This is a genomic window from Paraburkholderia caballeronis, from assembly GCF_900104845.1.
GTDB lineage: Bacteria > Pseudomonadota > Gammaproteobacteria > Burkholderiales > Burkholderiaceae > Paraburkholderia > Paraburkholderia caballeronis.
In genome coordinates, this window is record NZ_FNSR01000001.1 from 1,552,469 (window position 1) to 1,566,903 (window position 14,435).

Consider the following 14,435-nt stretch of genomic DNA (forward strand, 5'->3'; position numbering starts at 1 on the left):
GCGTCGCCATCCCGTTTCGCCGGACATCTCATATTGGCAATCGCCGTGCTACCAGGACGGTATTTTTCCGCGCGCGCGGTCGGGAGTGGCATATGGCGGATGAGCAGCATCTCAGCGGGAATCATCTGCTCGCCGTTCTGCCGCTGGCCGAGTGGTCGCGCCTTTCGCCGCACCTGGTGCTGGTCGATATGCCACTGGGGCAGGTTGTCTACGAATCGGGCGACCGTCTGAATTCCGTTTATTTTCCAACGACGTCAATCGTTTCGTTGCTGTATGTGATGGCCGATGGCGCATCGGCGGAAATCGCAATCGTCGGCAACGAAGGCGTCGTCGGCGTGGCGCTTTTCATGGGCGGCGAAACCACGCCGAGTCGCGCGGTCGTGCAGAGTGCGGGTAAGGCGTATCGGCTGGAAGCCCGCATCCTGAAGGAAGAGTTTCATCGGGCCGGGCCGGTGCAGCGCCTGCTGTTGCGTTATACCCAGGCACTCATCACACAGATGGCGCAAACCGCGGTTTGCAACCGGCACCATTCGATCGATCAGCAATTGTGCCGATGGCTGCTGCTGAGTGTCGACCGCCTGCCGTCGAACAAGCTGACGATGACTCAGGAACTGATCGCCAACATGCTCGGCGTCCGCAGACCAGGGGTCACCGAAGCGGCAATGAAACTGCAGGAAGCCGGGCTGATCCGGTACAACTACGGGCATATCGAGATTCTGGATCGCCCCGGACTGGAGAAGCGCGTTTGCGAGTGTTATGACGTGGTGAAGCGCGAGTTCGACCGCCTGCTGCCCGATCTGAAAGCGCTTTGACGGGCGGGTGTGGGCCGACGCTCTTTCTTCTCGATGCCAGGGGCTGCGAATTCACGTCGCCGCGCGAAAATGACCATACGCGGAAGTGCTTCTACGGGAACAGCCTGCGCGATGCCCGACACTTCTTTTCAGTGGCTCACGTAGCGTCTGGGCCATACGAAATCCTGCCTTTTATTCAACGCGAGACTCGGTCTGTACGCTGACGTACCGCATCCGGATTGGATTCGGCATAACGTTTGTATGACGTGAATGCCATGTATGAAATCACCCGGCATTCGACGGCGTTTCCATCGCGCACACGGCCGGCGGCTCCAGCAGATATACGACGACCGGCACCTACGACGTCGCCGGCAGACAGATGCGCCGTGCAGGCCATCGACGCAAGCTTCTCTCCGCGACACCGGCAACGCCCGTATGAACCCGTTCACGACGCGCGCCACGGTTTCATGGGCCGTCAATGCAGGTTTCGGTCGTGGTTGCCGGCGCCGTTCAGGGTTGAACATCGGCGTCAGGCTGGACCCGGAGCGTAGTCGCCATTGGCTATGCGGGATTCGTCGGGTGCAGAGGGCCGGTGTACCTGTCGAATCTTCCGGTTCGAGAAAGTACGCCGGACGTTACCGGCCGACCCTGTTCCATCTGAACCGGCTCATCCGGAAACTCGACCTCGACGCTACCTGGGTCATCGGGCGACGACACCATGCACCGGCTACGGGATCGCGACGAGGCCGAGGCCGGCGTGCTGTGGTTTTCACCCGTTTCCCTTTCCGCCGCGATCGGCTCTGCGCAGGGGGCGGCGTTCGACGATCAGGCGAAGCAACGCAGGTGCTTCGTGAAACGAAGCGACGAGCAGCGGACCTCGCGGAGCGAAAATTCTGCAATTGCGGGGCGATCCGCAGGCGGCTCATCGTCGCGGGGCAGCTTCGATAGGCCGACGGGAGCCGTCGGCCGTCAGCCGATCGATAACGACGCAGGCAAACAGAAAGCGCGGCTGTCTATCACATGAATGGGGCACTCGCGCGAGCGCGCAGCGCGCAGTTGGCGCATCTCGCGCGCGTAAGCCGATGGTCCGCTCCAGCCACACTGAGGTACGATACAAAGCCGGTATTCGTTATCGCTTTCCGGACGTATTCCGACGCACGCTGAGCCGCCAGGCGGGAAACGCCGGGAGCGATCCCGAGACGGGACGCGACCCGGAACCAGGCCGGGGAATGCGCGTTACGCACGTAGTCCGGAGGCGGCCGCGCGTCGCTGGGAGAAAACGGTTCGCGGTTATCTCGCGCGGCGGCGTGACGGTTTCCCCTGCATCGGCGCAACGGCATCCGGAAGGAATGATCGAGCGCACGGTGAACCGGCATGCGCGGCGGGAACGCCATTCCGGAATACCGGTTTGCCGCAGTCAGCATCGGTCTTGTCAGACACAACTGCGCAAAGACGACACCGTTGTTTTGTGCGTATCGAGGAGTGTCCCATGTCGAAAGTGAATCCGCCTCGTGGCAACCACCTGATCGACGTTTTGCCGGCGGCCGAGTGGGAACGCCTCGGGCCGCATCTGGTGCTGCTCGATATGCCGTTGGGGCAGGTCGTCTACGAGCCCGGGGGGCGGCTTGACCATGTCTATTTCCCGACCACGGCCATCATCTCGCTGCTCTATGTGATGGAGGATGGCGCGTCCGCCGAGATCGCGATCGTCGGCAACGAGGGCATGGTCGGCATCGCGCTCTTCATGGGCGGCGAAACCACGCCGAGTCGCGCGGTCGTGCAGAGCGCCGGACAGGCGTACCGGCTGAATGCGCGCATTCTGAAAGAGGAGTTTCACCGCGCCGGCGCGATGCAGCGGCTGCTGCTGCGCTATACCCAGGCGCTCATTACCCAGATGGCGCAGACCGCCGTGTGCAACCGGCATCACTCGATCGATCAACAGTTGTGCCGCTGGCTGCTGCTGAGCATCGACCGTCTGCCGTCCAACGAACTGAAGATGACCCAGGAACTGATTGCCAACATGCTCGGCGTGCGCAGGCCCGGTGTGACCGAAGCGGCAATGAAGCTGCAGGACGCGGGCCTGATCCGCTACAACTACGGCCACATCGAGGTGCTGGATCGACCCGGGCTCGAAAAGCGCGTGTGCGAGTGCTACGGCGTGGTGAAGCGCGAGTTCGACCGCCTGCTGCCCGATCTGCAGGCGTTGTAGTTCGCCCGGCAAGCGTGACGACGGTGCCGGTCAGGGCGCCGTGGCGGCCTTCGTCTCCGGAGCACCGGTCGCGCCGAAAACACGCGGGCATCCGACCCGGACGTGACCCTGCTCAGACGTCCGCTCTTGCCGCCAGCTTTTCCGGATGGCCGCCGAACGCATGGCGCATGGCGGACAATACCTGGTCGGCGAAGTCCGCATCGCCGCGCGAGCTGAAGCGTTCGTAGAGCGCCGCACTCAGCACCGGCGCGGGCACGGCTTCGTCGATGGCCGCGACGATCGTCCAGCGTCCTTCGCCGGAGTCCGATACGCGGCCGGCATACTGCGTCAGCAACGGATCGTTTTCGAGCGCGGCGGCGGTGAGGTCCAGCAGCCACGAGCCGATCACACTGCCGCGACGCCAGACTTCCACGATCTCCGGCAGTTCGAATGCGTACTGGTAGTGCTGCGGGTCGCGAAGCGGCGTGGTTTCCGCATCGGCCTCGCTCTGCCGCTTGCCGATGTCGGCGTTGCGCAGGATGTTCAGGCCTTCGGCATAAGCCGCCATGAGTCCGTATTCGATGCCGTTGTGGACCATCTTGACGAAATGTCCCGCGCCAGGCGGACCGCAGTGCAGGTAGCCTTGCTCGGCGGTGCGGCCGTGGCGGGTTCGGCCCGGTGTCACCGGCACCCGGTCGGCACCCGGCGCGAGCGCGGAAAAAATCGGATCGAGCGACTGCACGGTGCGGTTGTCTCCGCCGATCATCAGGCAGTAGCCTCTTTCGAGCCCGAAGATTCCGCCGCTCGTCCCCACGTCGACGTAGTGAATGCCGTGCGCCTGCAATTGCGCGCTGCGGCGGATGTCGTCGTGATAGTGGGAGTTGCCGCCGTCGATCACGACGTCGCCGGCATCGAGCAACGGCAGCAGCGCGGCCAACTCGCGATCCACCGCCGCGGCGGGCAGCATCATCCAGAGGATGCGCGGTCTGGTCAGGCGCGAAACGCAATCCTCCAGCGAAGCGGCGCCGGTCGCACCCGCTTGACGAAGCGCTGTGACCGCCTCGCCATCGGAATCGTAGACGACGCATTCATGACCCTTCCTCATCAAGCGTTGGACCATGCCGTTGCCCATCCGTCCCAATCCTGTCATGCCGACTTGCATGGCGCCTCCGTGGCGAGCGTGGGGGAAATCTTCACCGTTACGCAGGTTCGCCGCGGCGCAGCTTGCCGTGGAAAATGCGCGGCCGGCATTCTGTCCGTTGCGCGGAATCGTCCGCTGACTGGTCGCGCATCCGCTGCCGTCCGGAACGCGATAGCGCCAGTGCCAACCGGGACGGGTGGGAGCGTGCCGGCCGGTTCCGTTGATCGGGTCGCAGATCGGTACGAGGGCAATCCAGACGATGATCGGTGTCGGGCATCGGGTCGGGCGCAAGGATCGGTGCTACTGCACGGTGGCATCGAACCGGAAGGACGGCGGCCGAAGGACCGGGTGACGCATGGCGAGTGCGTCCTTCTGTGTCGTGTCCGAAATTGCGGCGCCTCGTGGACTGTTGATACGAGCGGTTACGCCATCGACGGTGATCGTGCCGCCGGCTTCGGTCCGATTGCGACGAGATTTTGTGCGTTGACCCGGACGCAATGCCGCGAACTGCGGCCGGGTGCGCGAAGGAATGTCTTAGCCATTTCGCGGCGGAAAAGCCGATCCAGGCGGACAGGAGAAAGAGAAGCAGTGTAGTGAGAGTCATGGTGGTCGCCGTTCCTGGCGGAAGGTCTCCCAACGGTACGGGAATTCGGAGGGGCGTTGCCGCTGTCGCTTCGGGCGCATTGCGGTGCGAGGCTGGTACGGTACGGAATCAAGGTGCGCGCGAGCGGCAACGAAGTCGGTACGGTGCCGTACTTCGTTCGCGGCTCAAAGGAGCGTTCCCGTGATTTGCTCCTGCGGGCATCGGGCATCTTCGACGCGGCCAGGGACGGCATCGGCCGTCTGCTGTTGTGCGGTTCTCGTCGTAACTGGCCGATGCGTGCCGGTCGGACGGGCAGCCGCTTTCCCTCGTGCCGGCGAATGGAATCGGCGTGTGCGTAACATCGTCGCGGGGTAACGCAACCTCGTGACGAAAAAGCGCCGTGCGTTCGTGTCCTTCCGTTCGACGCAGATCCATTGGGACATCTGCCCGTTTCCACAAGAACGGCACCGGTACGCTGGCGGACCGACTGCCCTGCCGCCTTCAGCCACAATGCGCGTAGCTCGGACCTGGCGGACTCGCGGCGGGATGGGGCCCGCCCGGTCCCACCCGGTCCGGCCCGGTTGGCCGTGGCGGCTCGCCGTATCAGTTCCAGGGAGTATCGAAATGAAACAGGTTCATACCGTCGTCGCTGGGGTCGTTCTGGCCTCCGTGGCGATTCTCATGTTTGGATGCAGTGACATGTCGCATAGGGATGCGGACACCGCGGTCGGCGCAGGGGCAGGTGGCGTTGCCGGAGCGGTGCTGACGGGCGGCAGCGTACTGGGTACGGTCGGCGGCGCGGCCGTCGGCGGTGTCGTCGGCAATCAGGTCGGCAAGTAGCGGCGTTTTCCGTGCGGGCGGTTTCCTGCCGATGGCCCATCGCGATGCCGGCAGGACCCGCTTTTTACAGGTGTCCCATCAGGAGGAGGACCAGCACAGCCACGGCGGCAACGCCGAGGATGCTGCTCGGAAAGTAGCCCCAGTTGCGGCTGTGCGGCCAGCTGGGAAATGCGCCGATCAGCAGCAAAACCACAACGATCAAAACGATCATGCCCATGTTCATTCTCCGTGGAAATTGATAGCGTCATTAAACTGGAATCCGGATCGAATGACCCGGATCCTGCCTTGACTGGAGCCGCATGCAGCAGGTGGCGGCTTATCCGGCCTGCGTTTCCTGTTCGTCGAATTCGCAGTTCAGTGTAGACGGCGCTGGACGCGCAGTCGGTACGCTATCGGTCAAGGAGCAGGGATGGCGCTGGCCGCCGTTCTGGATTCGGCGCATGTGAGAAGGGCGTTTGCCGGAACGCAGGCGATTGGTACGCTGACGTACCGCGTCCGGGCCGAATCCGACGTACTGTCTTGAGCAGCGCCTGGCGAAGCGCGGACCGCGATGCAGAAGTTCGACGGCATCGAGCCGGTGGACTGTGTGATGCGGCGTGCACGCGTTGCTGAAATGCCGCCACCGGCAGAGGGGTATGCAATCCGTTATCCCATAGGCGGCATGGTCCTGCTGGCGATGGCGGAGTCCCGTGGCGCCTGAACCGACGATGTGTACCTGTTCGATTGCGACAAACGGAGAGCACCGAAGAGACAGCGCTGTCTGTCGACAGCCCGACCCATATTTGCCGGTCCGTGTTGTCGCCGCCTGCGGGCAGCGCCATCATGAGGCCGGACTACGGAGGGTATCGCAATGAGCATCAATCCTCTCGCGGGCAAGCTGGCGTCCCGCGCGTTGCTGGTCAACGTTCCCCGGCTCGTCACGTCGTACTACAGCGACAGGCCGGACCCGGCAGTTGCGTCGCAACGGGTCGCGTTCGGCACCTCGGGCCATCGGGGTTCGGCGCTCACGTGCAGTTTCAACGAGTGGCATGTGCTCGCCATCACGCAGGCCATTTGCCGCTACAGAACACAGCAGGGGATCGACGGTCCGCTGTTTCTCGGCATCGACACGCATGCGCTTTCGGAACCGGCGTACGCGAGTGCGCTGGAGGTGCTGGCCGCCAACGGCGTCGAGGTCATGATCGCGCAGAATGGCGAATACACGCCCACGCCGGCGGTGTCGCACGCAATCCTCGCCTATAACCACCACCGCACAGCGGGATACGCGGATGGCATCGTGGTGACGCCATCGCACAATCCGCCCGAAAGCGGCGGCTTCAAGTACAACCCGCCGAACGGCGGCCCGGCCGACGAGACCGTGACCGGCTGGATCGAAGCCGTGGCGAACGGCCTGCTCGAAGACCGGCTTCATGGCGTGCGGCGCATGCCGCTCTCCAGGGCGTTGCGCGCGACGACGACCCATCGGCACGACTTCCTCAATGCCTACGTCGGCGATCTCGTCAACGTCGTCGACATGGACGTGTTGCGCGGCGCGCCGATCCGCCTCGGCGTCGATCCGCTCGGCGGCGCCGGCGTGCACTACTGGGGGCCGATAGCACAGCGCTACGGCCTGAATCTCGACGTGGTCAGCGACGAGGTCGATCCGACCTTCCGCTTCATGAGCGTCGACTGGGACGGCCGGATTCGCATGGACCCGTCGTCGCCGTATGCGATGCAAACGCTGATCGGCCAGAAGGATCGCTTCGACGTGGCCTTTGCATGCGACACCGATCACGACCGCCACGGCATCGTCACCCATGACGCGGGGCTGCTGCCGCCGAATCACTATCTCGCCGTCCTGATCGATTATCTGTATCGGCATCGTCCGCAATGGCGGCCCGACGCGGCGGTCGGCAAGACGATCGTCAGCAGCGGGATGATCGATCGCGTAACGGCCAGGCTCGCGCGGCCGCTTTACGAAGTGCCGGTGGGCTTCAAATGGTTTGTCGCCGGCCTGCTCGACGGCTCGCTGGGGTTCGGGGGCGAAGAGAGCGCGGGCGCGAGCTGCCTTCGGCTCGACGGCACGGCATGGACCACCGACAAGGACGGCATCGTGGCCGCATTGCTGTCGGCGGAAATCACGACCCGTACCGGCCGCGACCCGGCGGAAATCTACCGTGATCTGACGCAGCGGCTGGGTGACCCGGTCGAGCGCCGCGTTCAGGCGGTGGCGACGGCGGCGCAGCGCGCGCTGCTCGCGCGGCTGTCGCCAGCGCAGTTTCCTCATGCCGAACTGGCGGGCGAGAAGATCGGGCAGGTGCTCGACCGCGCGCCGGGCAACGGCGCGGCCCTCGGCGGGATCAAGGTGGTCACGAAGAATGGATGGTTTGCCGCGCGACCGTCGGGAACGGAAGACCTCTACAAGATTTATGCTGAAAGTTTTCTCGGCGAGGATCACCTGACGCGTATCGTCGACGAGGCCGAGGCGCTGATCGACAGCACGCTCGCGGCACAGACGGCGATGTGACGGCCGTCTGGATGTGCGGGGCGCCTGGGTTCGCGTGCGTTGGCGAGACCCGCCTGCTGTCCGGCTATGACCGGGGCAGCAGCGCCAGCGTGCACGCGCGGAGGTCGTCGGTCGTGGTGGCTCTGTTCGCGCAGCAGGACTTCGGAAGCGCCGAAATGCCCGATGCCTCGTTCGCCGACGTGGCAATGTCAGCCTCGCGGCACACCGGCTTCGATTTACCCGCCGCGAGCCGGCCGACAGCAGTAGCGCCGCATAGGCGGCGCGTGCGTCGGAGCGGCCATGTCGGCCCGGGCGTCTCGGGCGTGCATGGTGTCGTATTGCGCGGCGTCGCGCCTACCGTTCGGCGTTGTGCGGGGCGTCAGCCTGCGACGCCGGCTCGCGGCGCGACCAGTATCCGTCCAGGCCGTAGTACTGATGGAGCGCGACTTCGTAGCTGCGATGGACGGGCGTCGTGCCGTCGTATGCCGGGCTGTGCCGGATGGCGTCGCGGGTCAGCGTCGTGGACACGGTGGACGTGAACCAGTCGACCAGCACGATCCAGCGGATGGCCACCAGCACCTCCTTGCCGCCGGGCCACCAGTTGCGCGTATCGACGCGCAGGTAGCGGATGGCCCAGGCTTCGTCGTCGTAGATGAAACCGCAGACGTGGCCGATATCGCCGTCGACGGTCTCGATGTGATAACCCTTCACCTCGTCCGTGCTGCGCAGATGAACGTCGGCGGGCGGCTCGGCGGCCGGCCGGTCGATCCGCGACGGCGGCTCCGGTGCGGAATCCGTTGTCGGATCCGTCGCGTCGAACGCCGGCCACGCGCCCATGCCCCAGAGGTTCGGGCCACCCCAGTAAGTCGGATAGTTGTAGTGGCGCAGATAGTCGATCTCGTACTGACGCGATACCGGCTTGTGCGTATCGACATTCGGGCTGTCGCGCACCTGTTGCTGCGTCAGGTTCACGTAGATGACGTTCGCCGCCGCATCCGAGCGCCTGACCGACCGGGGCGAAACGAGCACCTGGCGGTTGCTGAGCCAGGTGCCCGTTTCGACCACCAGATAGCGCAGGCCCCACGCGTCGTCGTCGAAATAGGCCTGATCGACCGTGCCGATGTCGCCGTCGAGCGCGCTGACGGTGCAGCCGTGCAGATCCTCGATGCTGCGTAGCATGATGGTTTCCCCCCACTCGAAGACGGACATGGATGCACGCCATGTCCCATCCAGCGGACTGGCTACAGCGACTTGAGCCGGCTGACCTTGGTGCCGTCGAGCGACGCACCGGCCATCAATCCGCTGTTGGTCAGCACGAATGCATCCACCTGCCCGGTTGCCGTGCTGGTGTCGACAGCGCCGTTCGCGCCGATCTTCAGCACCGCGACGGATGCGTCTCCGCCCGCCGACCATCCGTCCGAACTGCGGAAGCGGTTGAGCGAGTCGTCGGTCATGAACAGAAAGATGATCGCCCGTGATTGCGCGCCGATCTGCCATCCGACGGAGCCGGTTGCGGTGCTGTAGTAGCCGACGGTGCGCCCGCGCACCCGCAGCGAACCCTCGCCATACTCGCCGCCGACGATGAAGCCGGCGTCGATGACCGACGGGAAAATCAGCACGCCGCGCGCTTTGCCGACGAGTTCGCGCGAACCGTCCGCCGCGCCGTACAGGCGCGAGAGGGTGGAGTCGACGCCCGAGTCGATGGTGTGGCGCTTGTCCGATTGCTCGCTGCTGGCGTCGGACGGGCCGGTGGTGGTGCAGCCGGAGAATGCCAGGCCGAGGGCGAGCATCGACCCCGACGTACTCCATATGAAAGTTCGTCTTAGCACGATCTTCTCCTGGTTGGCTGACGATGCCTTCGACGTTACGCCAGTGCGAGCGCGGAGGCGGTACGACAGCGTACAAACTGCGAATTCTCAATCCGGTCCGGCGATGCGACGGTCTTTCGGCGCAGGCCAGGACGAAGGTCCTGCGCCGTACAGACATGCGGTCCATTGGGTCCGAAGATCCAGGATGGATCACGATATTCTTTAATGCACGCGTGGAGGTTTCTCATGCAATACCCGCTATATGTTCGTCAAACTGACGATATGCGCTATCGCGGTCGTTTTCCCGACTTCCCTCGCGCTGACGCGAGCGGAAAGTCGTTTGATGAACTGGAGCACAATGCGCGGGACAGGGTAGAGCGGCTCTACGACCGCAGCGAGTTCCTCATTCCGGAGCCGACCGACGATCTGACCGCGTTGCAGGCGCTGGATATGGACGACGGAAAGGGCATCTGGATGTTCGTCGACATCGATCTCGCGCAGGTCACGTCGCGCGCGGTCCATCTGCAATTCAGCCTGAATGAAGACGTGCTGCGTGACATCGACGACGCAGCCCACGCGAGCCGGATGACACGCCCTGCATTCATTGCGCTGGCCTGTCTGCACGAACTCGATCGCGCGCGGGTGATGGCACACGATCGGCGTTCGGCACGCCGGTTTGGGGGGTGATATCGCAGCGGGATTGCGTGTTTCGTTCTGGTTGCCCGGCGTGTCCGAACTCGCGCCGTGCAGGCCGGCTTTCCGGCAACATGGGCAGCCGGAAAGCCGGCACGTACAACCACAACGTGCCGGTCAGCGCGGCTTCGGCCAATGCGCCGCGCAGGCTCGACATGCCGATGAACGAGGGGACGGGTTTGGGCCTCGACGACAACGGGGTGTGTCCGTGATTGCCCGGCTCGCCAGCGAGTATCGGGCCGGACGACGTGTCGGCACGGCGTACCCTTGCGGCTACGCTAGAGCGGCAGGAACAGGTTGATGCCAGGCGCCGCTTCCGGTCCATAAGCAATGGGCGGGGCGCCGTAGAGATAACCTTCGTTGCCGCCATACTCGTTGCCGCGACGACGATCGTCGTGCCGGTAGCCCTGCTGCCGGACGTCATGCCCACGACTGTGTTGCTGCCCTCCGCGATGGCCGTATTCCGCCCGCAGCGGCGATGCGACGAAGAGACCGGCCAGCGCCAACGCGAGGCCGGCCGTGGTTAGCCACTTTGTTCGTGCCGGGCGCTTCAGCGGCGCGTGCGTGATCGAGGTTTCCATGATGTTCTCCGGTGAGCGGACCGGGCCTGCGCCGAATGGCGTCGCGCCGGTTCGCGGACGATTGCGGGGCGGCCCCGACTCAACCCTTCTTTGTCGTGGCGTGCCTGTCGTTGCGGAAAATCAGATCGGCGTTGTGCTTCTGCGCATCCGACATGCTGTTGTACAGCGCCTCGAACGGAGGCGTGAGTTTCTTGATTCCGTCCGCATGGGTATCGATGAACTGGCCGTATGACCGGAGATCGTCGACGGCGCTCATGCTGTGCGCGTTGGCGGTGCGGGACTGCCTGAGCGAATCCATGGCGGCGGCGTTGTCGCGCATGACCTGCGCGACCGGCTGCCACAACGATTCCTGCGTCGCCGTGATCTGGAGGCGCGAGTGCAGATTGTCGATTCGCGTATCGACAGCGGTATGGGCCGCGATGGTTGTGACGTGCGCGTCCGTCCGAGGTTGCGCGGGCGTCGCGGCGCTGGCCGGGTTGGTCAGCACGGCGATGCCGACAAGCAGTGCCGACGCGAGCATGGTTGCGGTTCGGGGTGGGAGAGGATGGCTGATGTGTTGCACGACGGGACCTCCACAGGGAGTCGATAAGCGATCGAACTTCGCCTCCGGCGAGAACGCTGCGGGCGAGTTCGATCGAACAGATCACTTATGCTGGCGTTCGCGATGGGAGTCTGTCCGATGTCGGACGTTCGGGGAGCGCGTTCGAACTTCACGCGACCGATGTGGCTGCCGTCGCAGCGCGTCATGGGGGTTGCGCCCCGGAGCAAGGCGCACGGAGTCCGGGCGGCAGCGTGAAGGTGGTCATGATCGCTTGCCTGGCGCGTCGGCAGATGCATCATGACCCGAACCGTCACCATGCCGGTGCCGATGACGGCCGCCCGAAGCTGCCGGCAACCGTGCGCGGCGATCTCGACCGGTGTCCGGACGTCGGTGTGGACGACGGCGCACGTCATCGGACGAGATGACGCTGGGTGAACCTGTAGTCATCGAGCCGGTTGCGCTGGCCGCCTTGTTCCCATAACTCGCGTGCGCGGACCAGGATGCTCGCTTCCCTGACGGAAGTCGGTTCGCGTTCTTCGACCGGGTCGCCACCCGCGTCGATACGCACGGTCGTGGCATCGTATCCGTCGGCGAGTCGATGCCATGCTTTTACGTGGTTCATGTCCTCGAACTGACGGATGCGGATGACGATGGCTTCGCCTTCGTACCCTGGGCTACAGTCACACGCATCAGTTCCGTGCGATGCGGATGCCCGAGGGGATCAGTGAACGTCTTGTGGATTCCCGGTTTGCCGAAGCCGAAACCGCCGCGAAGTTCGTCGACGCTGCCCGGGACGTTGTCCAGGTCTCGACCCGGCGACGAGGGACGAGGAAAGACCGTGGTTGTCCGGTCCCTGGGTGGCCGGGATACAATATCGTCTCGCCTCGAACACGCATTTCAGGATGTTCGTTGCCCGGCAGCGCAAAGTGATTGCGCGGCGGGCTCGCCGCAATGGACAGTTGCCACAATGACCGCGCATCTCGACGACTACGACCGGAAATTGCTCGCTGAAGTGCAGAAGGATGCGCGAATTCCGCAGAATGAATTAGGGGCGCGCGTCAACCTGTCCACTGCCGCCGTCAACCGGCGCCTGAAGCGGCTGTCCGATGACCACGTGATAGAACGATACACTGCGGTCGTTGAACCCGGGGCCGTGGGCTATCCTTTGATGATTGTCGTCACGGTCGAGATCGAGAGGGAGCAGATGGACCTGCTCGATTCAATGAAGCGAACGTTCGAGGCCTGTCCGCAGATCCAGCAGTGCTATTACGTTGCTGGCGAATGGGATTTCGTGCTGGTACTGGTCGTGCGTCACATGGATCAGTACAACGATCTGACTCGACAACTTTTTTTCGGTAACAACAACGTCAAGCGGTTCAAGACGCTCGTGGTCATGGATCGTGTGAAGGCCGGCCAGAATGTGCCTGTCCATATCGAACCCTGAGGCTCGCAAGCGAACGAATGGGCCATTCCCCTGCGGCGAAGGTGCCGGATGCCCGCTGCCGTCTCGACCAGAAAGGACGCGACGGCATGGGGCCGTGGATCAGGCCGCGCGTTTCAGCCACGCAGCTTGCCTCGCGAGCACCGACTCCGCTGTTTCTCCGACGCATTCCGCGTAGACGGATGGCGCCGTAGCCCCTTCGGTGCTGATGAGCAGCACGCGTGATTCGGCGTCGAGTCCGGCTTCCATCTTCCATGCGGATTGTTGAAGCAGCGTCATGAGACCGGCGAGGCCAGCCGCACCCGACTCTCCGACGAGGAGGGGGGCGTCGCGGTGGTTGCCTGTCGCGGCTACGCGCATTGCTTCGGTCGCGTCGGTGTCGCGGACAGTCATGAAATGATCCGCACCTGCCTGCAGGATTTTCCAGGCGAGGGGCGACGCTTCTCCGCATGCGAGACCCGCCATGAGCGAGTCGACCGAGCCCGTGGCCTTGGTTACCTGGCCGGCCACTGCGCTTTGGTAAAGACAGTCCGCCTGCTTCGGCTCGACCACCACAAAGCGTGGGCGTTTGAGCTGATGAAATTCCCAGAGATAACCGACGACGCCGGCTGCGAGGCCGCCCACACCGCCTTGTACGAACACATGCGTAAACGCGCATCGATCGGCCGTGCTGCCGGACTGCTCCACGACCTCCGCGGCGATAGTACTGTAGCCCTGCATGACGTCGCGCGGAATGTCCTCGTATCCGTCATATGACGTGTCGGACACGACGTTCCAGTTGTTCTTCGTGGCCAGCCGTGCGGCCTCTTCGACTGATTCATCGTAATTGCCGGCGCTGCGCACGATCTGCGCGCCATATGCGGCAATCGCCCGCTCGCGCTCTTCGTTCACGTTCGCGTGGATCACGATCACGCACTGGCATCCGACCGCCTGTGCCGCTGCGGCCAACGCCTTGCCGTGGTTGCCGTCGGTCGCGCTGATTACGGTGAATTGTCCGAGGAGGCCGCGATGACGCCCTTCGAACAGGTCTTTCGCGGTCAACTGATGGTCGGGCCAGCGACGCATGATCAGCCGCAGCAGCGCAATGGGTGCGCCAAGCGCCTTGAAGCTGCCGAGCGGCGACCGGGCGGACTCATCCTTGAGGCTGATCTGCGCGACGCCGAGCTGCTGGGCGAGCCCGGGCAAATTCCACAACGGGGTCCCGGTCATGTCGATTTGCGACCAGTGCGAAAGCCAGTCGCGGCTTTGCGTCGCCGACGCGATGTTCAGGATGGCCTTCAACTGATCGGGGTAAGGCGAACGCAGAACATGCCTGTTGGAAGTGAACATCAGGAAGAACTCCC

At 64.2% G+C, this 14,435-nt stretch carries 16 protein-coding genes; 8 read left to right on the forward strand and 8 right to left on the reverse strand.

Annotated features, from left to right (window positions below; all coding sequences use genetic code 11):
• Nucleotides 1-92: 92 nt before the first annotated feature.
• Nucleotides 93-812 carry a Crp/Fnr family transcriptional regulator gene (locus tag BLV92_RS06945; protein WP_090543463.1) on the forward strand — a complete coding sequence of 240 codons (720 nt, stop codon included), beginning with the start codon at nt 93-95 and terminating at the stop codon, nt 810-812.
• A gap of 1,468 nt (nt 813-2,280) precedes the next feature.
• Nucleotides 2,281-3,000, forward strand: coding sequence for a Crp/Fnr family transcriptional regulator (locus tag BLV92_RS06950; RefSeq protein WP_090543465.1), 720 nt, complete (start codon nt 2,281-2,283; stop codon nt 2,998-3,000).
• A gap of 112 nt (nt 3,001-3,112) precedes the next feature.
• Here BLV92_RS06950 and gnd read toward each other — a convergent pair whose 3' ends face one another.
• Nucleotides 3,113-4,141: a phosphogluconate dehydrogenase (NAD(+)-dependent, decarboxylating) gene (gnd, locus tag BLV92_RS06955; protein ID WP_090543467.1), complete on the reverse strand. Its 1,029-nt coding sequence runs from the start codon at nt 4,139-4,141 to the stop codon at nt 3,113-3,115.
• Between the two features lie 1,186 nt (nt 4,142-5,327).
• Here gnd and BLV92_RS06960 point away from each other — a divergent pair.
• Nucleotides 5,328-5,543: a glycine zipper 2TM domain-containing protein gene (locus BLV92_RS06960; RefSeq protein ID WP_090543469.1), complete on the forward strand. Its 216-nt coding sequence runs from the start codon at nt 5,328-5,330 to the stop codon at nt 5,541-5,543.
• A 64-nt stretch (nt 5,544-5,607) separates the two neighbouring features.
• On the opposite strand, the gene BLV92_RS06965 is transcribed toward BLV92_RS06960, so the two are convergent.
• Nucleotides 5,608-5,766 carry a DUF3309 domain-containing protein gene (locus BLV92_RS06965; RefSeq protein ID WP_090543471.1) on the reverse strand — a complete coding sequence of 53 codons (159 nt, stop codon included), beginning with the start codon at nt 5,764-5,766 and terminating at the stop codon, nt 5,608-5,610.
• Between the two features lie 327 nt (nt 5,767-6,093).
• Here BLV92_RS06965 and BLV92_RS32005 point away from each other — a divergent pair, with 327 nt between their 5' ends.
• Entirely contained in the window at nt 6,094-6,243 is a 150-nt protein-coding gene (locus tag BLV92_RS32005) for a hypothetical protein (protein WP_167627002.1), read from the forward strand.
• Nucleotides 6,244-6,393: 150 nt separating this feature from the next.
• Nucleotides 6,394-8,049: a phosphoglucomutase (alpha-D-glucose-1,6-bisphosphate-dependent) gene (gene pgm, locus BLV92_RS06970; protein ID WP_090543473.1), complete on the forward strand. Its 1,656-nt coding sequence runs from the start codon at nt 6,394-6,396 to the stop codon at nt 8,047-8,049.
• Between the two features lie 333 nt (nt 8,050-8,382).
• Here the strand turns inward: pgm and BLV92_RS06975 are convergent, their stop codons facing one another.
• Nucleotides 8,383-9,207, reverse strand: coding sequence for a PRC-barrel domain-containing protein (locus BLV92_RS06975; protein ID WP_090546893.1), 825 nt, complete (start codon nt 9,205-9,207; stop codon nt 8,383-8,385).
• A 62-nt stretch (nt 9,208-9,269) separates the two neighbouring features.
• A complete protein-coding gene (locus BLV92_RS06980; protein WP_090543475.1) occupies nt 9,270-9,857 on the reverse strand; it encodes a BPSL1445 family SYLF domain-containing lipoprotein in 588 nt (195 codons plus the stop codon).
• A gap of 225 nt (nt 9,858-10,082) precedes the next feature.
• Here BLV92_RS06980 and BLV92_RS06985 point away from each other — a divergent pair, with 225 nt between their 5' ends.
• Together BLV92_RS06985 and BLV92_RS32010 are read left to right on the forward strand one after the other, a co-directional pair.
• Entirely contained in the window at nt 10,083-10,523 is a 441-nt protein-coding gene (locus tag BLV92_RS06985; RefSeq protein WP_090546895.1) for a type II toxin-antitoxin system HicB family antitoxin, read from the forward strand.
• A gap of 80 nt (nt 10,524-10,603) precedes the next feature.
• Nucleotides 10,604-10,741, forward strand: coding sequence for a hypothetical protein (locus tag BLV92_RS32010; RefSeq protein ID WP_167627003.1), 138 nt, complete (start codon nt 10,604-10,606; stop codon nt 10,739-10,741).
• Between the two features lie 66 nt (nt 10,742-10,807).
• On the opposite strand, the gene BLV92_RS06990 is transcribed toward BLV92_RS32010, so the two are convergent.
• The 3 genes from BLV92_RS06990 to BLV92_RS31435 all read right to left on the reverse strand — a co-directional run bounded on the left by BLV92_RS06990 (nt 10,808) and on the right by BLV92_RS31435 (nt 12,273).
• Nucleotides 10,808-11,110 (reverse strand): hypothetical protein, encoded by a 303-nt coding sequence (locus BLV92_RS06990; RefSeq protein ID WP_090543477.1) that lies wholly within the window; start codon nt 11,108-11,110, stop codon nt 10,808-10,810.
• A gap of 79 nt (nt 11,111-11,189) precedes the next feature.
• The gene (locus BLV92_RS06995; RefSeq protein WP_090543479.1) at nt 11,190-11,630 is read right to left on the reverse strand and encodes a Spy/CpxP family protein refolding chaperone; all 441 of its coding nucleotides are present in this window, start codon (nt 11,628-11,630) and stop codon (nt 11,190-11,192) included.
• A 430-nt stretch (nt 11,631-12,060) separates the two neighbouring features.
• Nucleotides 12,061-12,273, reverse strand: a complete 213-nt coding sequence (locus BLV92_RS31435) for a hypothetical protein (RefSeq protein ID WP_111549420.1) — start codon at nt 12,271-12,273, stop codon at nt 12,061-12,063.
• Nucleotides 12,274-12,618: 345 nt separating this feature from the next.
• Between BLV92_RS31435 and BLV92_RS07000 the strand changes: the two genes are divergently transcribed.
• Complete coding sequence (locus BLV92_RS07000) at nt 12,619-13,095, forward strand: Lrp/AsnC family transcriptional regulator (protein ID WP_090543481.1); 477 nt, start codon at nt 12,619-12,621, stop codon at nt 13,093-13,095.
• Nucleotides 13,096-13,194: 99 nt separating this feature from the next.
• On the opposite strand, the gene BLV92_RS07005 is transcribed toward BLV92_RS07000, so the two are convergent.
• The gene (locus tag BLV92_RS07005) at nt 13,195-14,421 is read right to left on the reverse strand and encodes a diaminopropionate ammonia-lyase (RefSeq protein WP_090543483.1); all 1,227 of its coding nucleotides are present in this window, start codon (nt 14,419-14,421) and stop codon (nt 13,195-13,197) included.
• Between the last annotated feature and the right edge of the window lie 14 nt (nt 14,422-14,435).

Excerpts from the sequence above, each read along its gene's own strand:
- BLV92_RS06995 (WP_090543479.1), bottom strand. The coding sequence starts at position 11,630 with ATGCTCGCGTCGGCACTGCTTGTCGGCATCGCCGTGCTGACCAACCCG.
- gnd (WP_090543467.1), bottom strand. The coding sequence starts at position 4,141 with ATGCAAGTCGGCATGACAGGATTGGGACGGATGGGCAACGGCATGGTC.
- pgm (WP_090543473.1), top strand. The coding sequence starts at position 6,394 with ATGAGCATCAATCCTCTCGCGGGCAAGCTGGCGTCCCGCGCGTTGCTG.
- BLV92_RS06965 (WP_090543471.1), bottom strand. The coding sequence starts at position 5,766 with ATGAACATGGGCATGATCGTTTTGATCGTTGTGGTTTTGCTGCTGATC.
- BLV92_RS06985 (WP_090546895.1), top strand. The coding sequence starts at position 10,083 with ATGCAATACCCGCTATATGTTCGTCAAACTGACGATATGCGCTATCGC.
- BLV92_RS07000 (WP_090543481.1), top strand. The coding sequence starts at position 12,619 with ATGACCGCGCATCTCGACGACTACGACCGGAAATTGCTCGCTGAAGTG.
- BLV92_RS06990 (WP_090543477.1), bottom strand. The coding sequence starts at position 11,110 with ATGGAAACCTCGATCACGCACGCGCCGCTGAAGCGCCCGGCACGAACA.
- BLV92_RS06960 (WP_090543469.1), top strand. The coding sequence starts at position 5,328 with ATGAAACAGGTTCATACCGTCGTCGCTGGGGTCGTTCTGGCCTCCGTG.
- BLV92_RS07005 (WP_090543483.1), bottom strand. The coding sequence starts at position 14,421 with ATGTTCACTTCCAACAGGCATGTTCTGCGTTCGCCTTACCCCGATCAG.
- BLV92_RS06950 (WP_090543465.1), top strand. The coding sequence starts at position 2,281 with ATGTCGAAAGTGAATCCGCCTCGTGGCAACCACCTGATCGACGTTTTG.
- BLV92_RS06945 (WP_090543463.1), top strand. The coding sequence starts at position 93 with ATGGCGGATGAGCAGCATCTCAGCGGGAATCATCTGCTCGCCGTTCTG.
- BLV92_RS32010 (WP_167627003.1), top strand. The coding sequence starts at position 10,604 with ATGGGCAGCCGGAAAGCCGGCACGTACAACCACAACGTGCCGGTCAGC.
- BLV92_RS06975 (WP_090546893.1), bottom strand. The coding sequence starts at position 9,207 with ATGCTACGCAGCATCGAGGATCTGCACGGCTGCACCGTCAGCGCGCTC.
- BLV92_RS31435 (WP_111549420.1), bottom strand. The coding sequence starts at position 12,273 with ATGAACCACGTAAAAGCATGGCATCGACTCGCCGACGGATACGATGCC.
- BLV92_RS32005 (WP_167627002.1), top strand. The coding sequence starts at position 6,094 with ATGCAGAAGTTCGACGGCATCGAGCCGGTGGACTGTGTGATGCGGCGT.